Raw genomic sequence first — 18420 nt, 5'->3', positions numbered from 1 at the left:
TTTATGCTTAAACTTTGCTCAAATAGCTATTGATCGTTTTTCAATAAAAGATTTAGTGGCTTCAGAACGGAAGAATGATCGAAAAGAATAACCAAGACCGCCATTAAGGGAACAGCTACAACCATTCCTATGACTCCCCAATACTGACTCATTACCAACAGTGCAAGCACGGATGCAAAAGGATTGACATTGACGCTATTTCCCAGAATTACTGGGGAAATAAAGTTGTTTTCTACAAACTGAATGACCGCATAGAGAGCCATTACACCGAAACCATAAGCCAAGGAGTCCTTTGTAAGAAATGCGAAGGCAATCGGAATAAGCGCCCCTACAAAAGTTCCGATATAAGGTATCACCGTGAGGAGCGCGGAAAGCGTACCCAGCAAGAGCGCGTAGGAAATTCCAATGGCCCAAAGGCCTCCTGTAGCGAGGGAAGCGTTGATTAAAATGACCAAACCCATACCTGAAAGATAACTTTGCACCATCTCCTTAGATTCTTTGGTAGCAACTGTTAGTTCCCCTGAACCTTTGGAGTCAATCCATTCCAAGAATTCTGATATCCTACCTCGGTAGAAGAGGATGAAGAATACGAAAATCGGAATCAGGGTAAGGGTAGTGAGAACATCTCCCGTTACTTTTAATGCGTCGCCGAAGAATGATCCTAAAAAGCTAAGATCCTCCGGAAGTACCTTTTCGATATCATCGACCTCACGCAGTTTTGGAGGCTGAAAATTCTGAGGTAAAATCTCTGTTAATCGATTTAACTTGGAAAAGAAAGTATTTTCAATGTCACCAATAGAGGAACCCAAATCCTTAAGCTGAACAACGCCAACAAGACCTATTCCTATGACCAGTAATGCGACCACACCTACTATGGTAATGCCGCTAAACAATCTGTTAAACCCAATTCTCTCAAGCCAGTTTGCCAATGGAAGTATGACCAAGGAAAGTATGATGGAAAGCACCAATGGAGCTGCAACTGCTTTAAGTTGACTCCCTAAGAAAATGATGACTCCAATCAGGACAACCGAGTAGAATACTTTTTGAAGGCTGATATTTTTTGATTCTTTTTTCATAAAAAAACCTGCAAAGCATTTAACTCTACAGGCTAGGTTTCATTTATAGAATTATCTTATTTGAAGATTCTTTTAAGCATCTTCCAACCAAATTTTGAGGCCTCCACGGTGGTGAGAACCTCTAGGATTGTCTTAATCAAAACAGATGAAGCTGAATTTTCGTCATTTCGAGGAAAAATAAATTTAACGAGTTTCCAGCCAAGAGAGGCAGGTTTCAACATTTCACGAACATTTGACACTCGTAGAGAAATATCATTTCTAATAATCCTCTTCTTCAGTTCAGTTCTGATTATCTCGTCGTCAATATCGCTTAGAGTCTTAATGTGACTAAATTTATGAGGCATCGTAGATCTCTTTAAGTGTTCTTTTAATAATCGAACGATTCAGGATTTTACGCAATACTAGTGAGGCGATAATGGTGATGAAAATGCCCACCCCTCCTGCGCATAGAAACCCCAGGCTGGTGCTCTGAAAGTATTCTGCCAAAGCAAACCCCAAGGACATAAGAAGAATAGTCAAACTAACGAACCCCAAAAGAACGGTTAAGGTCACAGCCATCAGTTTCCCAACATACCGCGTAGTTCTCTTGACTAACTTCAGTTTGATCAAGTCTGCCTCAGTCTCGGTATAGAGCTTAGCTGCTGCCTTTGCTTCTATATACTGATCTTCAAATTTTGAGGACATTATGCCTTTGTTGCGTCTTTAACTTTGCCCGCTGCATTGTTAACCTGTTCCTTCAAATTGTCGTAGGCTTTATTCACTTTTTCTTCTATGGTTTGTTCCATATCAGAAATTTTGTGGACAGCGTCTTTTCTCAACTTTTTACCGTTTTTACTATTGAGGTAGAGACCCGCTCCAACTCCAATGGCAGTTCCCAATAAAAATGACAGTATTTCATTATTTCCTTTGCTCATCTTGTTTGTTTTTAGTGGTATTAATTTACAAAAAATAAATGGACTTAATTGTGCAATTGATTCAGAATCAATCGAATTTTTTTACTTCATTGACAATTTGAGACTGTCAACTTTTTGTTTGGTTTCATCTTTCAAGTTATCGTAATTCTCTTCGATCCATTCCATACTCTCTTCCCATCCTTCTTCTACCTTGTCTCCGGTTTCATCTGAGGCAATTTCGACATCGTCGCCCCTTTCATCCAACCAATTTTTCATATCGGATATTTTCTCCTCAGCCATTAGATTTAACTCTGATAATTTCTCATCGTTCTCTTCTTTAGATGACTCAAATCGACTTTCAAGATTGTCAAATTTTGACTGAAGTTCATTATTTATTTCCCCCGCATTTTCTTCGGCCTTATCCTCAAGTGTTTCAAATCGCGCTTCAAGAGTTTCCCAGTTGTGACGGGCGGAATTTTCAAGGTTATTATTGATGCTGTCTACATAGTTTTCCAAATCCGCCATTGCTTCAGAATGATCATCTTCGGTAGATGTATCTGAGCATGAAATGATAAAGAGTGCAGTGGATACAATTAAAGAGAATTTTAAAATTTTCATTGTGATTAGATTTTGTTTAATTTCTTATTCGGCTTACTAATGTCAAAAGGGATACCGCGATTGGAGAGGACCTGAAACAAAGTATAAATTCTGATTGTCAGACACATAAGATTATTGTTTACGCTAGTTTCTCAATTTATGTAGACTTTACTCCACAGATCAGGTCTACAAGCTCTACACTACTCTGGCTAATTCATCCATTGTGCTTCGCGCAGCTCTGATTTTGTCGTACTGCGTCATTATGAGCTTTCTAAGTTCTGTACTAAAAGGTTCTGTTTCGATCACCTTCTCATATTGAGCGATTGCTTCGCCTTCACCTCTGCTACACTCTTCCAATAGTGCTTCATCTTTGTCTGAAGAAACTGAGTCTTTTATTTTCACCAAGGCTTGATGGAGATCTCCTAACAATGAAGTATTTTCAACAGGCTCGCCACCCAAATCCAAAATCTCCTGCTTCAGTTCTTCCGCATAACGTTTTCTCTGATCGGCATACGTTTTTAAGAAGTGACGGAAATTGTCGTTTTTAATGTTTTCTGCAGCATAGCTGTATCCTTTGGCAGCATCTAGATTTACTTTTAATAGATTATTGAGTATATCAGTCATTGATCTTTTTTTTCACTTAAGTTGCAAAGCCTATACCCAAGCAACATATGATGATAAACAACTGAATGACAGCACCTGTAAAACACTGCGCAGTTTTAATATGAGCGTAGATTCTACGGGAGTGTAGATTAAGCCCCACGGTAGCCTTTGGATACAATGGTATGACTAACCGTCGATGGGCAAGTAAATGGAAAAGGTTGAGCCGACACCTTTCTCGCTCTCTACTTCTATTTCTCCTTGGTGCTCAGAAATGATGGTTTGGGTTGAAGTTAAACCGAGACCTACACCACTGGATTTACTGGTAAAAAAAGGATCAAAAAGCGATTCCAATTGCTGCTGATCCATACCCAAACCGTTATCCTCAACTTCAATGCGTACATAATTTGCATCCAAGCTCACACGGCTCTGGATGATTTTAGACTCCTTATCCATGCTTTCCAATGCATTGGTAAAAAGATTGGTAAATGCAATTCTCAGCTTTTCCACATCACCATCCAAAAAAGCTTCTGTGATAGCGTATTGAGCAGTCAATTCAACTCCTTCCAAGCGCGAACGATCTTTGATCGCCTTGACCACCTCTTTAAATAGGGCTATTACATCGAAGTTGGTCCGTTTAAATACTTGTTGCTCAGATGAACTGAGCAATTGACTCAATATGCCATCGATTCGCTTGGTGCATCTCTCGATGATATCAAAGTACATCTCAAAATCACCAATAGCGTTGGTCTCCTCTTTGAGCTGATCTACCGCCAGATTCACATTGGTCAATGGGTTTCTTATCTCATGCGCCATCGTTCGTGCGAGACGGTAAGTCATGGCTATTTTTTCGGATTTTTTACGAACTGCATTTAGCCTCTCCTCGTGTGAAATGTTAATGAGAGTACCGTGGTATGCAATGATTCTATTACTTAGTTGGCCTTCATGCATCACCGATTCTCGAATAAGTGATAACTTGAGTCTTCCCAAAAACTCTACCCCATTTTCATCAATCGAAAAACGCACCTGTTGATCGATGCTTCCTGATTTTAATTCTCTCAAACGAGAAATCAATTGTTTTCTACTACTACCGGACTTAACAAATGTGAAAAACTCCTTCCCCAGTGCTAGTCTCTTTGAAATTTTAAATACTTCGAGAAAAGCATCGTTGAGACCTGTAATGGTAAATTCATGGTCCAAGAAAAAAGCAGGCTCTATCGCGTTGTAAAAGAGAGAAGAGTAGCGTTTTTGTTGTTGCTCTAATTCGAGTTTCAGATTGTTGGTTTCTAAGGCGTACCTAATGGTGTTGTGCAGGCCCGAAGATGTCATTCGGCTCTTGACTAAAAAATCAGCTGTTAGGGATTTGACCGTTCTGTACTCTACTTCTCCTTCAGGCTCCTGGTTGACAAGCAGAATAATTGGGCGCGGGGCAAGCTGAAAATTGGACTTGGCCAAAAAGTCAATTGCCTGTTCAGGCAATGCCGAAGTGTCCAATAATGCCACATCGCTCTCGGGTATATCCTCGTTTAAATCTTGGATAAACTCTATTGAATAACGGGTGTCCCATTTATCAAAAAGAAATTCTTCAACCCTAGACCGAAACGCTTCAGAAGGACTGATTAAAAGGACTGATATTTTACTCATGAAGGATTGATATCAAAAAGCTTGAGCTTATTGTAAAGGGTCTTTCGATCAATATTGAGAATTTTGGCTGCTTTTGATTTGTTGTTACCCGTCTGCGCGAGAACACTCAATATCCGATCTCTTTCAGCGTGATTGGCGACACTTTTCAGGCTATCGTCTACGGGCCCGTCTGTGTGTGAAATTCCATACTTAATTTCCTCGGGTAGCGAATCGAGTTCTATCGTATCACCCTCCGTCAGCAGGACTGCTCGCTTTACCACATTCTTCAGTTCGCGAAGGTTTCCAGGCCATGAATAGCTCTTGAATTTATCCATCACATCGTCAGTAATACCAGACACTTTGCGATGCAATTGTTCATTGGCTTGATCAATAAAAAGGTTGGTAAATACTTCTATATCGTCTTTTCTATTTCTCAATGGATTCAATGTGAGACTAAACTCATTTAACCGGTAGTATAGGTCTTCTCTGAAATTGCCCTCGTTGACTGCTTGTCTCAAATTTTCATTGGTAGCCGCCAATATTCGAACATCCACCTCAGTATCCTTAGAACCACCAACTTTCGTGAATTTTCGTTCTTGTAAGACGCGAAGGAGTTTCAATTGAATCTCATAGCTTAAGTTTCCTATTTCATCCAAAAACAAAGTACCTCCATCAGCCAACTTAAATTTTCCTTCTCGTGAAGAAACAGCTCCTGTGAAAGCTCCTTTCTCGTGCCCGAAAAATTCGCTACCTGCAATATCTTTCGGCAAAGCTCCACAATCGAGGGCGACGAAAGGCTTGTCGCTTCGCTCGCTCAGGCGATGAATCTCCTTCGCAACGAATTCTTTTCCTGTTCCTGTTTCTCCATGAATGAGCACCGACATCGGGGTTGGCGCTACAATCGTCATATTCTTATACAAACTTTGAGATCCCGCGCTCTCTCCTTTGTGATATTTAAAATTGTTTCCACTCGATTTAGTCGAGGAAGCTTTTTGCTTTGTAGGGCTAGATTTAATGGCTGGTTCACTTTGATTCAAGGCTTCATTAACCATATTTAAAAGCTCCTCAGGGTAAAGCGGTTTTGTGACATAGTCAAACGCGCCATACTTGATTACCTCTACGGCCATTCTAATATCTGAATATCCGGTGATAATTATAAAAGGTACAGCTGGTCGAAGTGCTTTCATCTCCTTCAGTAAGTCAAGACCATTATAATCAGGTAATCTAAAATCGCTAATCACCAAATCAAAAGCAGTTTTCGAAACAGCTTTAAGCCCGTCTGAGCCTTTATGAACCGTAGTAACTATAAATCCCTTTCTTTCAAGAAAGCGCTTTAAAAGCAGACAAATATCTACTTCATCATCTATGACGAGAATGTGGTGATTAGTATCCATTAGTAATATATCGGGAAATGTGGGGATTTTGTTTTACAGTTCTGTGGAATTAGTGTGGAGGTGAAAGGACTTCCAAGATTCGCTTCCTGTTAAATGGTTTTTCAATCAAATGATCAACATTACTATCTTCTACCTCCTTTCTTATCTTCAATTCTTTTTGAGCTGTAATGACTGCAATGGTGGGCTGATGATCGAAACTACGTATAACGGGAACTAAGTCCAATCCATATTCATTGTCAAGATTTAAATCCAAGAAAACCGTGTGAAAGTCATCTCTTTCCAAAGCTTCCTTAGCTTGATCTAATGTCTGGACAAATTGCACTTCATAGCCCTCAGATTTAAGTAGAATTTTCATTAAAAAACCTATATCTCGCTCATCATCAACTACCAATACTTTTTTTGAACTTTCGATTTTGCTCATTGCTTGCATTTTCAGTCTGCACTTTTCATTTGATTTTTAAATAAAGGGATGACCTACTGTTTGGAATATTCATGCCAATAAGTTCAATATCGGCACAAGAATGGATAATCCACAAAACATGAAAACAAAATATAAGTGGCTTTTGACCGGATTGGTTTTGTTGATTGGATTTCGAATTGCACTTCCATTTATCATGAAAGGCCAGATCAATAAAAATCTAGATAATATAGAAGGATATAACGGTGCTGTTGCAGATGTAGACTTACAACTCTACAGAGGTGGGTTTCAAATCGAAAATCTCAAAATATTCGAGGAGGCTTCTGAGAAACCTGAAGTACCCTTGGTAGATCTGGCCCATTTGGATTTCTCTATAGAGTGGCGGGCACTTCTTAAAGGTAGCTTCGTTGGAGAGGTATATTTGGATTCACTCTTAGTAAACTTCACCCAGAGAAAATCTGAGGAGATAAATGACACTGATACCACCGATGCACGAATCGAGCTCATCAAAGAAATTCAAAGTTTCAACCCAATTAAAATTAATATTCTGGAAGTAAAGAACAGCCAACTCGTCTATTTTGACCCAACCTCTGAGCCTGTTGTAGACATTGAATTGAAAGAATTCTATTTACGAGCAGAGAATTTGGGAAATGTGGTGAATGAAGACAAAGATCTTCCTGCTAGTTTGGTTTTTAAGTCAACCACCAGGGATAGCGGATCTATCCACTTGGAAGCTCAAATGAACTACCTCATGGATCCTCCTGATTTTGACTTCGATTTGGAAATAGAGAGAATCGACATCCCAAGATTCAATGAGTTTTTCGATGCTTACGCCAATCTCGATTTCGAAAGCGGCTACTTCAACTTTTATTCAGAAGGAAAAGCAAGAGACGGAGAAGTGGAAGGATACGCAAAACCATTAATAGAAGGTTTAGAAGTAGCGAAGGCAGACTCCTCAGAAGGACTCGTGAAAAAAATCTACAGAGGTGCTGTTGAAGTCGGAACTGACCTTTTTAAAAATCAAGAGGAAGATCAGATAGGAACCAAAGTGCCGATATCGGGATCCTTCAATGATAGTGAAGTCGACATACTGCAATCCATCTGGAATTTTATTAAAAACGCATTTTTTGAAGCTTACAGGCAAGAAATTGAGCGCTCAATAAGCTTTAACAGTGGGACCGATAAGGAGAAATAATGGCTAATACCAACGTGCCACCAGGCTTGATTTACACTTCTGACGATCAACCGGGGATAACGAGAAAAAAGCATGGGAAAGGTTTTGCCTATTACTATCCTAATGGAGAGCACATCAAAAAGGGCAAACACCTTAAACGCATTCAACGCATTGTAATTCCTCCTGCTTGGAAAAACGTGTGGATATCACCTTTAGAAAATGCTCATTTACAAGCAACCGGGAGAGATGAAAGAAAGAGAAAACAATACCGCTATCATGAATTATGGATAGAGTTTTCGAAAGCTCAGAAATACCATCAATTGATCGAATTTGCGCGGGCTCTGCCAGATATAAGAAAGCGATACTCGCTGGACCTACAGCGATCTGAGTGGGATTATAAAAAAGTAGCAGCACTAGCAGTTGCGATTATGGACTCATTGCATCTGAGGATTGGAAACTCCTATTATTCCAAAGAAAATCATACGTTCGGTCTTACGACTTTGAGAAGAAAGCATCTAAATTTAAAAGAGGATTCTCTCAAGCTCAGTTTCACCGGCAAGACAGGCAGAGAAAGGAACTTAAAGCTTGAAGACAACAAATTAATACGGCTGATCAAGGAGTGTTCAGATCTTCCGGGGTACGAAGTCTTTCGTTATAAAAAGCGAGGTGAAATTTGCCACCTGAAAAGCGAAGATTTCAACCAATATCTACGCAAAACCTCCAACTCAGAAGGGATTAGCGCTAAGGATTTCAGAACGTGGGGAGCGAACGTGCTCTGCTTAGAAAAAGCAGAAGCTGCAAAAGAAGCAGCTGAGAATTCTCGGAAGACACTTGAAAATACATTGGTAAAGATGGTTGCTAAGGAAATGGGCCATACTATCAGTACATGTAAATCATCGTATTTGCACCCAACTGTTCTGAAATTTGCTGTTGAAGCTACCATCCCACATGACGATATATCAGATATTCTATCAGGACTCGACGAAAATGAGAACATGCTCCTTTCGATCCTGCAATCTTCGGAGTCATTGACGCCACAGGGATTGGGGTGAAATGTCCACAACCCACAACTCAAAAGCGGGAATATCAGAGGACCAAGGTGTTTGGTCTTATATTTTCATTACTCCGTTGAACTAAATCAAGAACTATGGAAATGAACTTAAGTGATGTGACATCAACAGTATTCGATAAATTGAAAGACTGGGCAGAAACAGGAATTGCATTAATTCCAAACCTCGCATTGGCGATCGTTGTTTTGATTGCCGGTTGGATGGCAGCACGATTTATTTCAAAATACGGTAAAAAGTATATAACCAAGTTTTCTGGTAATAAGACGATCGGCAACTTCCTTGGAAAACTTCTCTTTATTGGAATCTTTGTTCTTGCAGGTGTTTTGGCCCTTTCGGTAATGAATTTGGACAAAACCATTTCCTCGATTCTCGCAGGTTTAGGGATCGTTGGTTTGGCTCTTGGATTTGCCTTTCAGGATACGGCGGCGAATCTTATGTCGGGGATCTACATCTCTCTAAAACAACCTTTCGGTTTGGGTGACATTATAGAGACTACCAACGGTTATATGGGTAAGGTAAAAGACATCAACCTCCGTGTAACCAAAGTGCAGCTTTTCAATGGCCCGATAGTTTTCGTCCCAAACAAACACCTGTTTCAGGATTACTTTATCAATTATACAGAACCTGGTAAAAGAAGACTGAAACTGGATTGCGGAGTAAGCTACGGTAGCGATTTGGAACAGGTAGAAAAGATTGCGATTGAAGCTGTTGAAGGAATTCCAAGCAGATTACAATCGGAAGATGTCACGTTGCATTGGAAAGAGTTTGGTGGAAGCTCTATCAACTTTTCCGTTAACGTATGGATGGAATACGACAAGGAGCATAGCAAATATATAGGTGTGCGAAATGAAGCTCTCAAAGCCCTTAAAAAAGCCTTTGATGATAATGATATTACCATACCTTTTCCCATTCGAACATTGGATTTTGGAATCGAGGGTGGTCAGCACCTACGCGAAGAGCTCCATGCCTTACATCCTAATGGAAAAAGTAATTGATGCGGGAAACAGAATCACGACAAAAGTCGCTGCCATGCAGCGACTTTTTTATTGAAGTTTGCCATTTCCGATTGAATTTCAATGTCGCTTGGGGATACTTTCCTTTCAACCGCACTTGTGTCGATATTCTAAACGCATAAGTGTAGCTTAAACTACACTTAAAAGAATTCGTGGGTGACCCAAAAAACTTCTGATCAATACCCAAAAGGAAGCTTAAAAAATTTATGGCAATGCTTCAAACAAGTGTAAACAGGATCAACTAGTCTTCAGTGTTAATCTGAACTCGGAAGAAGTTTCCCAGCAAATCATTTCAAACCTTCGGGTAGTAACAGAGAGCTTTTGGCACAAAAAAAAGCCCTTGCCTTAATAGCAAGAGCCTAATCATAGCTACATTATTTAAAGTAAGGCTATCCCAAAAGGTTCATAACTACAGTCACGATAAGAACTACCACAAAAATGTAAAAAAGTACTTTGGCAATTTTTGCGAAACCTGAAGCGATTCCTCCAAATCCCAAAATTGCAAATAAAACAGAGAGCACTGCGGCTCCAATTATCCATCCGATCATATTAATTAGGTATTGATTTACACAAATAAATCCAAGAATAATACCGGCAAGAATCCTTCATACAGAACCGCATGGTCGTAGCCTAAAACCTCTCTACACCCCAATAAAACCAATTGATTCAGGTTTTCTAACTTCTAAACCGTTTCGAATCAGACTAACCGAACCATAAAGGATATTTTCTCATTTCCGGGGAAAAAAGTGGAAGTATTTCCCCACACGCCCAATCCAAAGAAGCGGATCCACAGTACTTTCCTTAAATGGAATCGTTTTCGCTCTAAGTTTGGCTAAACGAACACATAAGATGAGCACTAAAAATTCGAAGAATAAAGAAGAAAAATTCAAACTGAAAGATAGCTTCAGCATATTGAAGGAGGCCGCAATTGGTTGGAATAATTCAGACCCCTTTCGACTCAGCGCGGTCATAGCTTATTACGCTGTGCTGTCTATGCCTGCGCTGCTCGTCATAATCGTTAACCTCTTGGGGCTAATTTGGGGGAATGAAGTGATCGAAGGTCGCTTGAGCGCTCAACTCTCTTCTGTTTTGGGAACCGATAGCGCTGAGGCTGTTTCAAGTATGATTGAAAACTCCAGAACGGAAAACAGCAGCATTCTTTTTAGTATTATTGGAATAGGGAGTTTATTGTTTGGAGCCACAGGAGTGTTTTTTCATCTCCAAATATCACTGAACAAAGTTTGGAACCTTAAACCCAACCCCGATGCGACGTGGAAAAGACTTGTCATTGACCGTGTGCTGAGTTTTGGGTTCGTGCTGGTTCTAGGCTTTCTGCTTCTTATCACTTTCGTGTTAAGCGCGGCTATGACTGCATTTAGTGATAAACTGAAGACTATTTTTCCTGATATTATGGTTACCCTCGCTCAAATAGCTGATGGTGTTCTCTCCCTGGCTGTCGTCACTGTGTTATTCGCGCTCATTTTCAAATATCTTCCACATGCAAAAATTAGATGGAGATCGGTATGGGTAGGTGCTATTCTTACTTCTATTCTATTTATTGCAGCCGAATATGCCTTGGGATTTTATTTCAGTCAAGTAGAACCGGGAAGTACTTACGGCTCGGCAGGTTCAATTATCCTTATCCTTTTGTGGGTTTCTTATGCCTCATTGATTTTGTTTTTTGGTGCTGAGGTAACTTACGTTTTTGCAAAAAGATATAGCAAAGGGGTGCAACCTACTGAGGCGGCGGTAAAAGAAAAAGCCGCTCAAAAAGCGGCTTAATTTCTTTCAGTAAATAGGTAGAAATCAGTCGTAGTTGCCTATTCGAAGAGCGATATAAGCTTGAACATTTCTGTTTTGCGCATCACCTAAGAACAATTCAGCTTCGGGTGAATCCTCTATTTTGGCCAGCCCATGCGAATACCGCGCTCCTACTTGAATCGCATTGAAATTAAGTGCAATTCCAATAGCCAAACCATAGTCAAATCCATTGAAAAAATCTTGGTCCAGTTTCTCGGTATTTTCGAAGTCACTTCCCGCAAAGTCCCCTTCCAAATCAAACTTAGCAGTCGAAAGAAAACCGAGGTAAGGTCCAAAATTAATTTGAGCAACCTCGCCAAGATTTAATACACCTAATAGAGGGACCTCTATATAGTTTAGTCGAAGCGTGCTCTCGCCCTCAAGCTCCAAAATGTCAATATTATAGGTAGTTTTCGAACCTTTGGTGGAAAAAAGAACCTCGGGCTGCACGGAGAAAGCGTCGCTCAATGGAATATTCAGAAAAGCACCTGCATGGTACCCCAGGAGTAGCTGACCTTCGTTGTCTTCAATATTTAAATTTGAAAAGTTCAGCCCACCTTTTAACCCGAGGTACTGCGAATAACCCATTGTAAATGTAAAGATCACCAGTGTGATTGATAGTATTATATTTTTCATGTTTTTGATTTTGTTGAGTTGTGAAAAAAACGCTCCATTCTTAAACTCTTTTTTACAACACCGCTCAACTCACTGACATAAAAACATTTGCACATGACTCAACAATCTGTCATCCCAACTTTGAAGGTCTCACGACGGGGTGCTTTTACCCCAAACTTGTACTACTCATTTCACAAATATGGAAGCGAATGAAATCGTGTAGTTGAGTGTTAACAATTGCTCCACTGGTGATTTAACATTAGCTAAAGTCTTTGGAGACCTTCTTGCAATACCTTGCCTAAACTTCAAAGCTATGCTCGATATATCAGAAGTGCCTTACACCTTTTCACAGGGAATTAATCTGCTTCAAAGCAGCCTACTCATTTATATCTCGGTAATTGTCATAATGCGAATAAATGGGCTCAGGACATTCGCGAAATTCACTGGATTCGACTTTGCTATTACAATTGCCATCGGTAGTATTATTTCAGCAAGTCTTATGAGTACCCAGACTAAAATCATTCAAGGGGCTTTAGCGATAGCCGCATTAATTGCTTTGCAATCTCTAATAGCCTTTCTGAGGAAACGATCACAAACGTTTCAAGCCATCGTTTCAAACAAACCTATTCTCCTCATGAAGAACTCTGAATTTCTAGAGGAGAATATGCGAAAAGGAGGCGTTACAAAAGATGACATTTATGGAAAACTAAGAGAGGCCAATGTGCTTTCAATCAAGATGATCAAGGCGGTAGTTTTAGAGCCAACAGGCGATGTTTCTGTTTTACACGGAAATATTGACGATAATTTGGATCAAGTTATCCTGAGCAACGTGGAAGATAAATAGGGAGGAAAATTTGTCAAACTCTGATAAAGCCTTTATTCCGACTTCTACTTTCTTTGAACCAGAGTTTGACCGAACATCAAACGGTACTCAGTGGGAGCCATTCCAAATTCTTGTCTAAATAGTTTTGAAAAGTATCCACCATTACTTAGACCGATGAGGTGAACGATTTCAGCAATGCCATAATCCGTATTAACCAATAAATCTCTGGCCGTATTCATCCTCGAATCCTTCAAATAACCTCGAACCGTTTTGTTATAGAGCAACTTAAACCCAGCTTGAAGCTTATTTTCGTTCAATCCTGTTTTTACGGTTAAGGAAGGAATGGAATGATCAGCTGTGAGATTATTTCTAATAATTTCGGACAACTGCGCAATCTTTACTAGTTCCGATTGACGGATCAAGTTCTGATGCGTTTTGTCTTTTCTGTCATCAGAATATTGCCTAATCTGCTCTGTAAGAATCTCCAACGATTTCGCCTGAAGATACATTCTTCGAATTAAGCCTGAACCCGAATGTTTTGAAATATGACCCATGATGTGATTGAGCTCCGCGCTGTATTGACCCTCGTGGTAAAATTTATATTTTGCCTGGGTATCTTGAAATAACTTTCTGAGAGAAGGACTGACTGTATTCAAATCACACGCGATTTGAGATTCAAACTTTTTACGATCTATTTCCAAACTTCCCACCTCCGTTTGAACGCCACCTTTGAATTGTATTTGATGACCCGATATGCCTTTACTAGCCACTATTGCACTTTGATACTGATCTAAGTCATGGGCTTCATCTGAGTCTAAAAAACAATGCCTGAGGTATCCTTCCTTGCAGTAAAGGAATTTGGCCGGGTGTACATCGCTTACATCAAACTTTATAACCACGTCCTCATGAAATGTGCAGTTGTAATAGATCAGCCCTATTCCTAAAGGGAAATTAATACCGCCAATACTACCCGAACCGTGAGATTTTGGGATTTTTAAAAAATAAACTTCACAGTCTTCAGTAGCCTTTACGTTCAATTGGTTTGCAAGATCTTTGATCACTTCTTTAAAAGGCAAAGACTTGACGTGTAGCGTAAACATAGTCCGTATGATGAAAGAAAATGACGAATTTAATTAAAGAATGATCTTCTCAGACTCTACGCTTCAGCATTAACTTAATGTAGTTCTCCATTTCATCAAAGGCTAAATCTATGCCTACTTTTATATCATCCTTGTCGTTCGGACTTAATTCATCCCGCACCTTATCAAGAAATTTGCGTCTACTGGCCAAATCATCATGAACAGAATTGAATACACGGTTTATAGCGGTTTCATAATTGGTTTGTTCCAGAAGAGTATGGGCCAAACCATGAGAATGAATTTGAAAGAGGTGAAAAACATAAAGGTACCCCGACACAACGGAATCACTGGCTTCTCGATGCAAACCTACGTTCATATTTGATTCAGGAAGACTACCCAAAGCGATCAATGCTCTAATCGTATCATACAATCGATTTGACGAGATCATCACCCACTCGGGCTTGTTTACACGTAGTTTCTCAACCGAACTATAGACTTGGTGAACACTTTGCAAAACAGCAGTTAGAATACACGGGTCAACTTCACCTGCACTGTTCAAATCCAACTTTAAGCAGTCTTCGATCAAGATCTCTCGTTTCTCCGTCTCAGTTCGCAAGAATGAAATAATTTCTCCCATAAAGTATAATCGTCCCAGATATCCTTATTAGAAAATCAAAAATCTGAGACGCTCTAATAGTTCAATTCGAGAAATAGATGCACAAAAGTATTTTCAGTTTTTGATAGGCTCTGTTCAGAACGGCATAAATCCTATCTCTATTGACACAATTAACGTAAAGAAGGCTCAGAGCAGATGATTTGAGAAACTGATCAACTCATGTTGTGAAGACTAATACGTTTGATTAAGAGTTGTCATGAACTTTAGGCTAAGATTCTAGTTAATTTGACCTGCACTAACTTCCTCTTCCAGAAATTCACATCTTTATCAACTTGAAAAAAATTGGAATAATCGGCTCTGGTGTTGCAGGACTGTCTGCGGCCATTCACTTGCAATCAGCAGGTCATGAGGTGACAGTGTTCGAGGCAAACAGCTATCCCGGAGGAAAGCTTACCGCCTTTGAACAAGACGGATATCGGTTTGATTCAGGCCCTTCGCTGTTTACCATGCCCCAATTTCTCGATGAGATTTTTCAAATGGCGGGGAAAAATCCAAGAGATTACTTCGATTACATCAAAGTAGATCCGGGTTGCCACTACTTCTGGGAAGACGGAACTCGATTTGACGCACCGAGCAATGCCGATCGTTTTGCCACTCAGGCGGAAGAAACCTTTGGGGCGTCAAAAGAGAGAGTCAAAAAATACATTGAAGATTCTTTTGAACTCTACGATATTACTGAAGACGTATTTCTCAAAAACTCCCTCCACAAGGCTTCGACCTATTTAAAGCTTTCTACGGCAAAGTCATTCGCTCAGCTACACAAGGCTCACCTCTTTTCGACAATGAATGAGGTGAATGAAAAGAAACTCGGACACCCAAAACTCATACAGTTCTTTAACCGATATGCCACTTACAATGGCTCAAACCCTTACAGTGCGCCCGGAACGCTCACTGTGGTGCCTACTCTTGAGTTTCGCTGGGGTACCTTTTTGCCGAAAGGCGGAATGCACGAGATCACTCAATCGTTGTTTCGACTGGCAAAAGATATCGGAGTTGAGTTTCGATTTGAAGAGAAGGTAGAACGCATCTCTACATCTCAAAATGAAGCCAATGGCCTAATGACCGCCAAAGGAAAATACGCCTTCGACACTGTGGTGAGTAATATGGATGTGATCCCAACTTACAATCGACTATTGCCTGATAACAAGATTCCCGGGAGGGTAGAAAAACAAGAACGATCTTCCTCGGCGTTGATTTTCTATTGGGGAATTGAGAAGGATTTCGGGCAACTGGGGCTGCACAACATCTTTTGGACTGAGGATTACAAGAGAGAGTTTTCTCTTCTTTTTGAGAAAAAAGAAATCATCGATGACCCAACGGTTTATGTGAATATTACTTCCAAATATGAAAAGGGGGACGCTCCTGAAGGATGCGAAAACTGGTTTGTGATGGTCAATGCGCCTCACGTGGCGGGGCAAGATTGGGACAAAACGGAGCGAGAAACGAGAAAGAATATCTTGAAAAAGCTCTCGAGAATGCTGGGAACGGACGTAGAACCACTCATTAAAACCGAACGGGTTTTAAACCCTCCGACCATCGAATCGCAGACGTCAAGCTACCTTGGTTCTCTTTATGGAACTAGCTCAAACGATAGAATGGCGGCTTTTCTGCGGCACCCCAATTTCACTTCAAAAATCAAAAACTTGTACTTCTGTGGCGGCAGCGTGCATCCGGGTGGTGGGATTCCACTATGTTTGCTGTCAGGAAAAATAGTCGGCGATCTGGCGTCATGAGCAAAAGCAGCACATTAGAACAGTTTAAGTCAAAGAAGGCGGGAATAGGCATTCTCATTCTTTTATACATTGTGGGAGCACTCGGCTTTTTATCCCCTCTCTCCGAATGGTTTGTATACCTCACCCCCATAAATTTGATCATAACGGCAGGAATGCTGTGGATCGATACCAAGCCGGGAGGTAAGAATGCATTCTTGATCATCTTCATCATTTGGTTACTCGGATACCTCATTGAAATTATTGGCGTAAAAACAGGCTTTCCCTTTGGTGACTATTCGTATTCAGAAGTATTGGGATGGAACTTTTTTGAAGTACCACCACTTATCGGAATCAATTGGTTGATTATCATTTGGGGTGGGCATTCGCTTGCTCGCACTTTCCAAATCCCAAAGAATTTCAGGTGGTTGTTCACTGCAATCTTAGCGGTGGGACTGGACTTTATTATCGAACCCGTAGCCATAAAGTATGAGTTTTGGTATTGGACTTCAGAATTGCCACCACTCGAAAATTATTTAGGGTGGTTTGTTGTGGCTGCCATGTTGGGATTGATCTTTGAAAAATATCCGCTGGTTCAAAAACCGCGCTTGGGAGCGACAGCCTTTATTTGTCAATTGCTTTTCTTTGGTTTGCTTTACAGCCAAATAAGATAGCAAATGGAAAGGCGAATTTTACGATTTATCGCTGTATTAGGCTTACTGTTCTTAATCGGGTGGCTCATCTATGAGTCCGCTACTGTGATTATTTACATTCTACTATCTCTGATTGTAGCGCTAATCGGAAGACCATTGTTTAAGCTTCTTGAACGGATTCAAGTCAGAGGAAAACATCTTCCGGATGCCGTCAAAGCGGCAATCACACTTTTCGGCATATTCGGAATACTCGGGGGGCTTTTATCCTTCTTCGTACCTATGATTTTTGTTGAGGCCCAGCTTTTGACCAAGATTGATCTGATTCAAGTAAAAGCGGCTCTAAGTCCTGGGTTAGAATGGTTCAATCAAATGGTAGACCGCGTAAATCTCAATCAGGAGGCAAAAGTCAGCGAAAACGACATCATCCAACATCTTTTCGATGGTCTGGAAATAAGCGCCTTACCAAATTTCTTGAATTCTCTGGTTGGTGCCTTGGGAAATCTACTTATTGCAGTTTTTTCGGTTGCCTTTATGTCTTTCTTCTTTCTGAAAGACCGAAATATGCTCACCGAATTGGCTATGGAGCTTGTTCCAAAATCAAAAGAAGAAAGTGTAGAAAGCATATTCCGCAATACACGAAGCACATTATCTCGATATTTCCTAGGACTTTTAATTCAAGTAATCGCTATTTCCACCTGCATCTTCATAGGTCTACAAATTGTAGGAGTTGAAAACGCATTGCTAATTGCCGTTTTCACGGGAATAGTGAATCTTGTTCCCTACCTAGGTCCTTGGATCGGCGCATCATTCGGGATTTTCATTCTGGTCGCCAATAATATCGATGCAAGTTTTATTGATGTAATCCAACCAAAGATTATCGGACTGTTAATCGTTTTCGCAACCACTCAATTAATTGACAATTATATCTTTCAGCCTGCTATCTTTTCAAATAGTATCAACGCCAACCCTCTTGAAATATTCATTGTGATCTTGGTAGCAGGAAGTCTTGGCGGAGTTACAGGGATGATTGCGGCTATTCCTGTCTATTCATTTATCAGAATAGTATTCAAGGAAATGAATAAAGAATTCCGCTGGCTCCAACGAATCAAAGAAAGATAGCAATCCATCTCAACTACAAACTATTACAAAACTCGAAAGCTCTTCACATTTGAAGAGCTTTCGAGGCTATGAAACAGAAAAACTATCT

General features: G+C 40.3%; 20 protein-coding genes. 8 read left to right on the top strand and 12 right to left on the bottom strand.

The window, feature by feature from the left end; all coding sequences use genetic code 11:
• Positions 1–26: 26 nt before the first annotated feature.
• From O3Q51_01410 to O3Q51_01375, 8 genes are all read right to left on the bottom strand, one after another.
• Positions 27–1076 carry an AI-2E family transporter gene (locus O3Q51_01410; protein MCZ4407448.1) on the bottom strand — a complete coding sequence of 350 codons (1050 nt, stop codon included), beginning with the start codon at positions 1074–1076 and terminating at the stop codon, positions 27–29.
• 333 nt (positions 1077–1409) lie between these two features.
• Complete coding sequence (locus O3Q51_01405) at positions 1410–1760, bottom strand: hypothetical protein (protein ID MCZ4407447.1); 351 nt, start codon at positions 1758–1760, stop codon at positions 1410–1412.
• Positions 1760–1990: a YtxH domain-containing protein gene (locus O3Q51_01400; GenBank protein MCZ4407446.1), complete on the bottom strand. Its 231-nt coding sequence runs from the start codon at positions 1988–1990 to the stop codon at positions 1760–1762. Before O3Q51_01400 ends, O3Q51_01405 begins: the two co-directional genes overlap by 1 nt.
• 81 nt (positions 1991–2071) lie before the next feature.
• Complete coding sequence (locus O3Q51_01395) at positions 2072–2587, bottom strand: hypothetical protein (protein ID MCZ4407445.1); 516 nt, start codon at positions 2585–2587, stop codon at positions 2072–2074.
• A gap of 174 nt (positions 2588–2761) precedes the next feature.
• Entirely contained in the window at positions 2762–3190 is a 429-nt protein-coding gene (locus O3Q51_01390; protein MCZ4407444.1) for a PA2169 family four-helix-bundle protein, read from the bottom strand.
• A gap of 165 nt (positions 3191–3355) precedes the next feature.
• Positions 3356–4810, bottom strand: coding sequence for an ATP-binding protein (locus O3Q51_01385; GenBank protein ID MCZ4407443.1), 1455 nt, complete (start codon positions 4808–4810; stop codon positions 3356–3358).
• Positions 4807–6183: a sigma-54 dependent transcriptional regulator gene (locus O3Q51_01380; GenBank protein MCZ4407442.1), complete on the bottom strand. Its 1377-nt coding sequence runs from the start codon at positions 6181–6183 to the stop codon at positions 4807–4809. The genes O3Q51_01385 and O3Q51_01380 overlap by 4 nt, the downstream gene beginning before the upstream one ends.
• Positions 6184–6232: 49 nt before the next feature.
• Positions 6233–6604, bottom strand: coding sequence for a response regulator (locus tag O3Q51_01375; GenBank protein MCZ4407441.1), 372 nt, complete (start codon positions 6602–6604; stop codon positions 6233–6235).
• Between the two features lie 118 nt (positions 6605–6722).
• On the opposite strand from O3Q51_01375, the gene O3Q51_01370 reads away from it, so the two are divergent.
• The 3 genes from O3Q51_01370 to O3Q51_01360 all read left to right on the top strand — a co-directional run bounded on the left by O3Q51_01370 (position 6723) and on the right by O3Q51_01360 (position 9840).
• Positions 6723–7796 carry a DUF748 domain-containing protein gene (locus tag O3Q51_01370; protein ID MCZ4407440.1) on the top strand — a complete coding sequence of 358 codons (1074 nt, stop codon included), beginning with the start codon at positions 6723–6725 and terminating at the stop codon, positions 7794–7796.
• Positions 7796–8827, top strand: a complete 1032-nt coding sequence (locus tag O3Q51_01365; GenBank protein ID MCZ4407439.1) for a DNA topoisomerase IB — start codon at positions 7796–7798, stop codon at positions 8825–8827. The genes O3Q51_01370 and O3Q51_01365 overlap by 1 nt, the downstream gene beginning before the upstream one ends.
• A gap of 95 nt (positions 8828–8922) precedes the next feature.
• Positions 8923–9840 (top strand): mechanosensitive ion channel family protein, encoded by a 918-nt coding sequence (locus tag O3Q51_01360; GenBank protein ID MCZ4407438.1) that lies wholly within the window; start codon positions 8923–8925, stop codon positions 9838–9840.
• Between the two features lie 407 nt (positions 9841–10247).
• Here O3Q51_01360 and O3Q51_01355 read toward each other — a convergent pair whose 3' ends face one another.
• A complete protein-coding gene (locus O3Q51_01355; GenBank protein ID MCZ4407437.1) occupies positions 10248–10406 on the bottom strand; it encodes a DUF1328 domain-containing protein in 159 nt (52 codons plus the stop codon).
• 301 nt (positions 10407–10707) lie between these two features.
• On the opposite strand from O3Q51_01355, the gene O3Q51_01350 reads away from it, so the two are divergent.
• Complete coding sequence (locus O3Q51_01350) at positions 10708–11640, top strand: YihY/virulence factor BrkB family protein (GenBank protein ID MCZ4407436.1); 933 nt, start codon at positions 10708–10710, stop codon at positions 11638–11640.
• Between the two features lie 24 nt (positions 11641–11664).
• Here the strand turns inward: O3Q51_01350 and O3Q51_01345 are convergent, their stop codons facing one another.
• A complete protein-coding gene (locus tag O3Q51_01345; GenBank protein ID MCZ4407435.1) occupies positions 11665–12294 on the bottom strand; it encodes a porin family protein in 630 nt (209 codons plus the stop codon).
• A 292-nt stretch (positions 12295–12586) separates the two neighbouring features.
• Here O3Q51_01345 and O3Q51_01340 point away from each other — a divergent pair, with 292 nt between their 5' ends.
• A complete protein-coding gene (locus O3Q51_01340) occupies positions 12587–13117 on the top strand; it encodes a DUF421 domain-containing protein (protein ID MCZ4407434.1) in 531 nt (176 codons plus the stop codon).
• Between the two features lie 44 nt (positions 13118–13161).
• Here O3Q51_01340 and O3Q51_01335 read toward each other — a convergent pair whose 3' ends face one another.
• Positions 13162–14196 (bottom strand): AraC family transcriptional regulator, encoded by a 1035-nt coding sequence (locus O3Q51_01335; GenBank protein ID MCZ4407433.1) that lies wholly within the window; start codon positions 14194–14196, stop codon positions 13162–13164.
• Positions 14197–14245: 49 nt separating this feature from the next.
• Positions 14246–14812 (bottom strand): hypothetical protein, encoded by a 567-nt coding sequence (locus O3Q51_01330; protein ID MCZ4407432.1) that lies wholly within the window; start codon positions 14810–14812, stop codon positions 14246–14248.
• 311 nt (positions 14813–15123) lie between these two features.
• Between O3Q51_01330 and crtI the strand changes: the two genes are divergently transcribed.
• From crtI to O3Q51_01315, 3 genes are read left to right on the top strand one after another with little or no spacing between them, the layout of a single operon-like run.
• Positions 15124–16584 carry a phytoene desaturase family protein gene (gene crtI, locus O3Q51_01325; protein MCZ4407431.1) on the top strand — a complete coding sequence of 487 codons (1461 nt, stop codon included), beginning with the start codon at positions 15124–15126 and terminating at the stop codon, positions 16582–16584.
• A complete protein-coding gene (locus O3Q51_01320; GenBank protein MCZ4407430.1) occupies positions 16581–17234 on the top strand; it encodes a carotenoid biosynthesis protein in 654 nt (217 codons plus the stop codon). Before crtI ends, O3Q51_01320 begins: the two co-directional genes overlap by 4 nt.
• Before the next feature lie 3 nt (positions 17235–17237).
• Positions 17238–18332 (top strand): AI-2E family transporter, encoded by a 1095-nt coding sequence (locus O3Q51_01315; protein MCZ4407429.1) that lies wholly within the window; start codon positions 17238–17240, stop codon positions 18330–18332.
• Positions 18333–18420: the final 88 nt, after the last annotated feature.

The organism is Cryomorphaceae bacterium 1068 (assembly GCA_027214385.1).
Lineage (GTDB): Bacteria > Bacteroidota > Bacteroidia > Flavobacteriales_D > Cryomorphaceae > JAKVAV01.
Note: the sequence above shows the minus strand (reverse complement) of the source record. Positions and strands in the feature narration are given on the sequence as shown.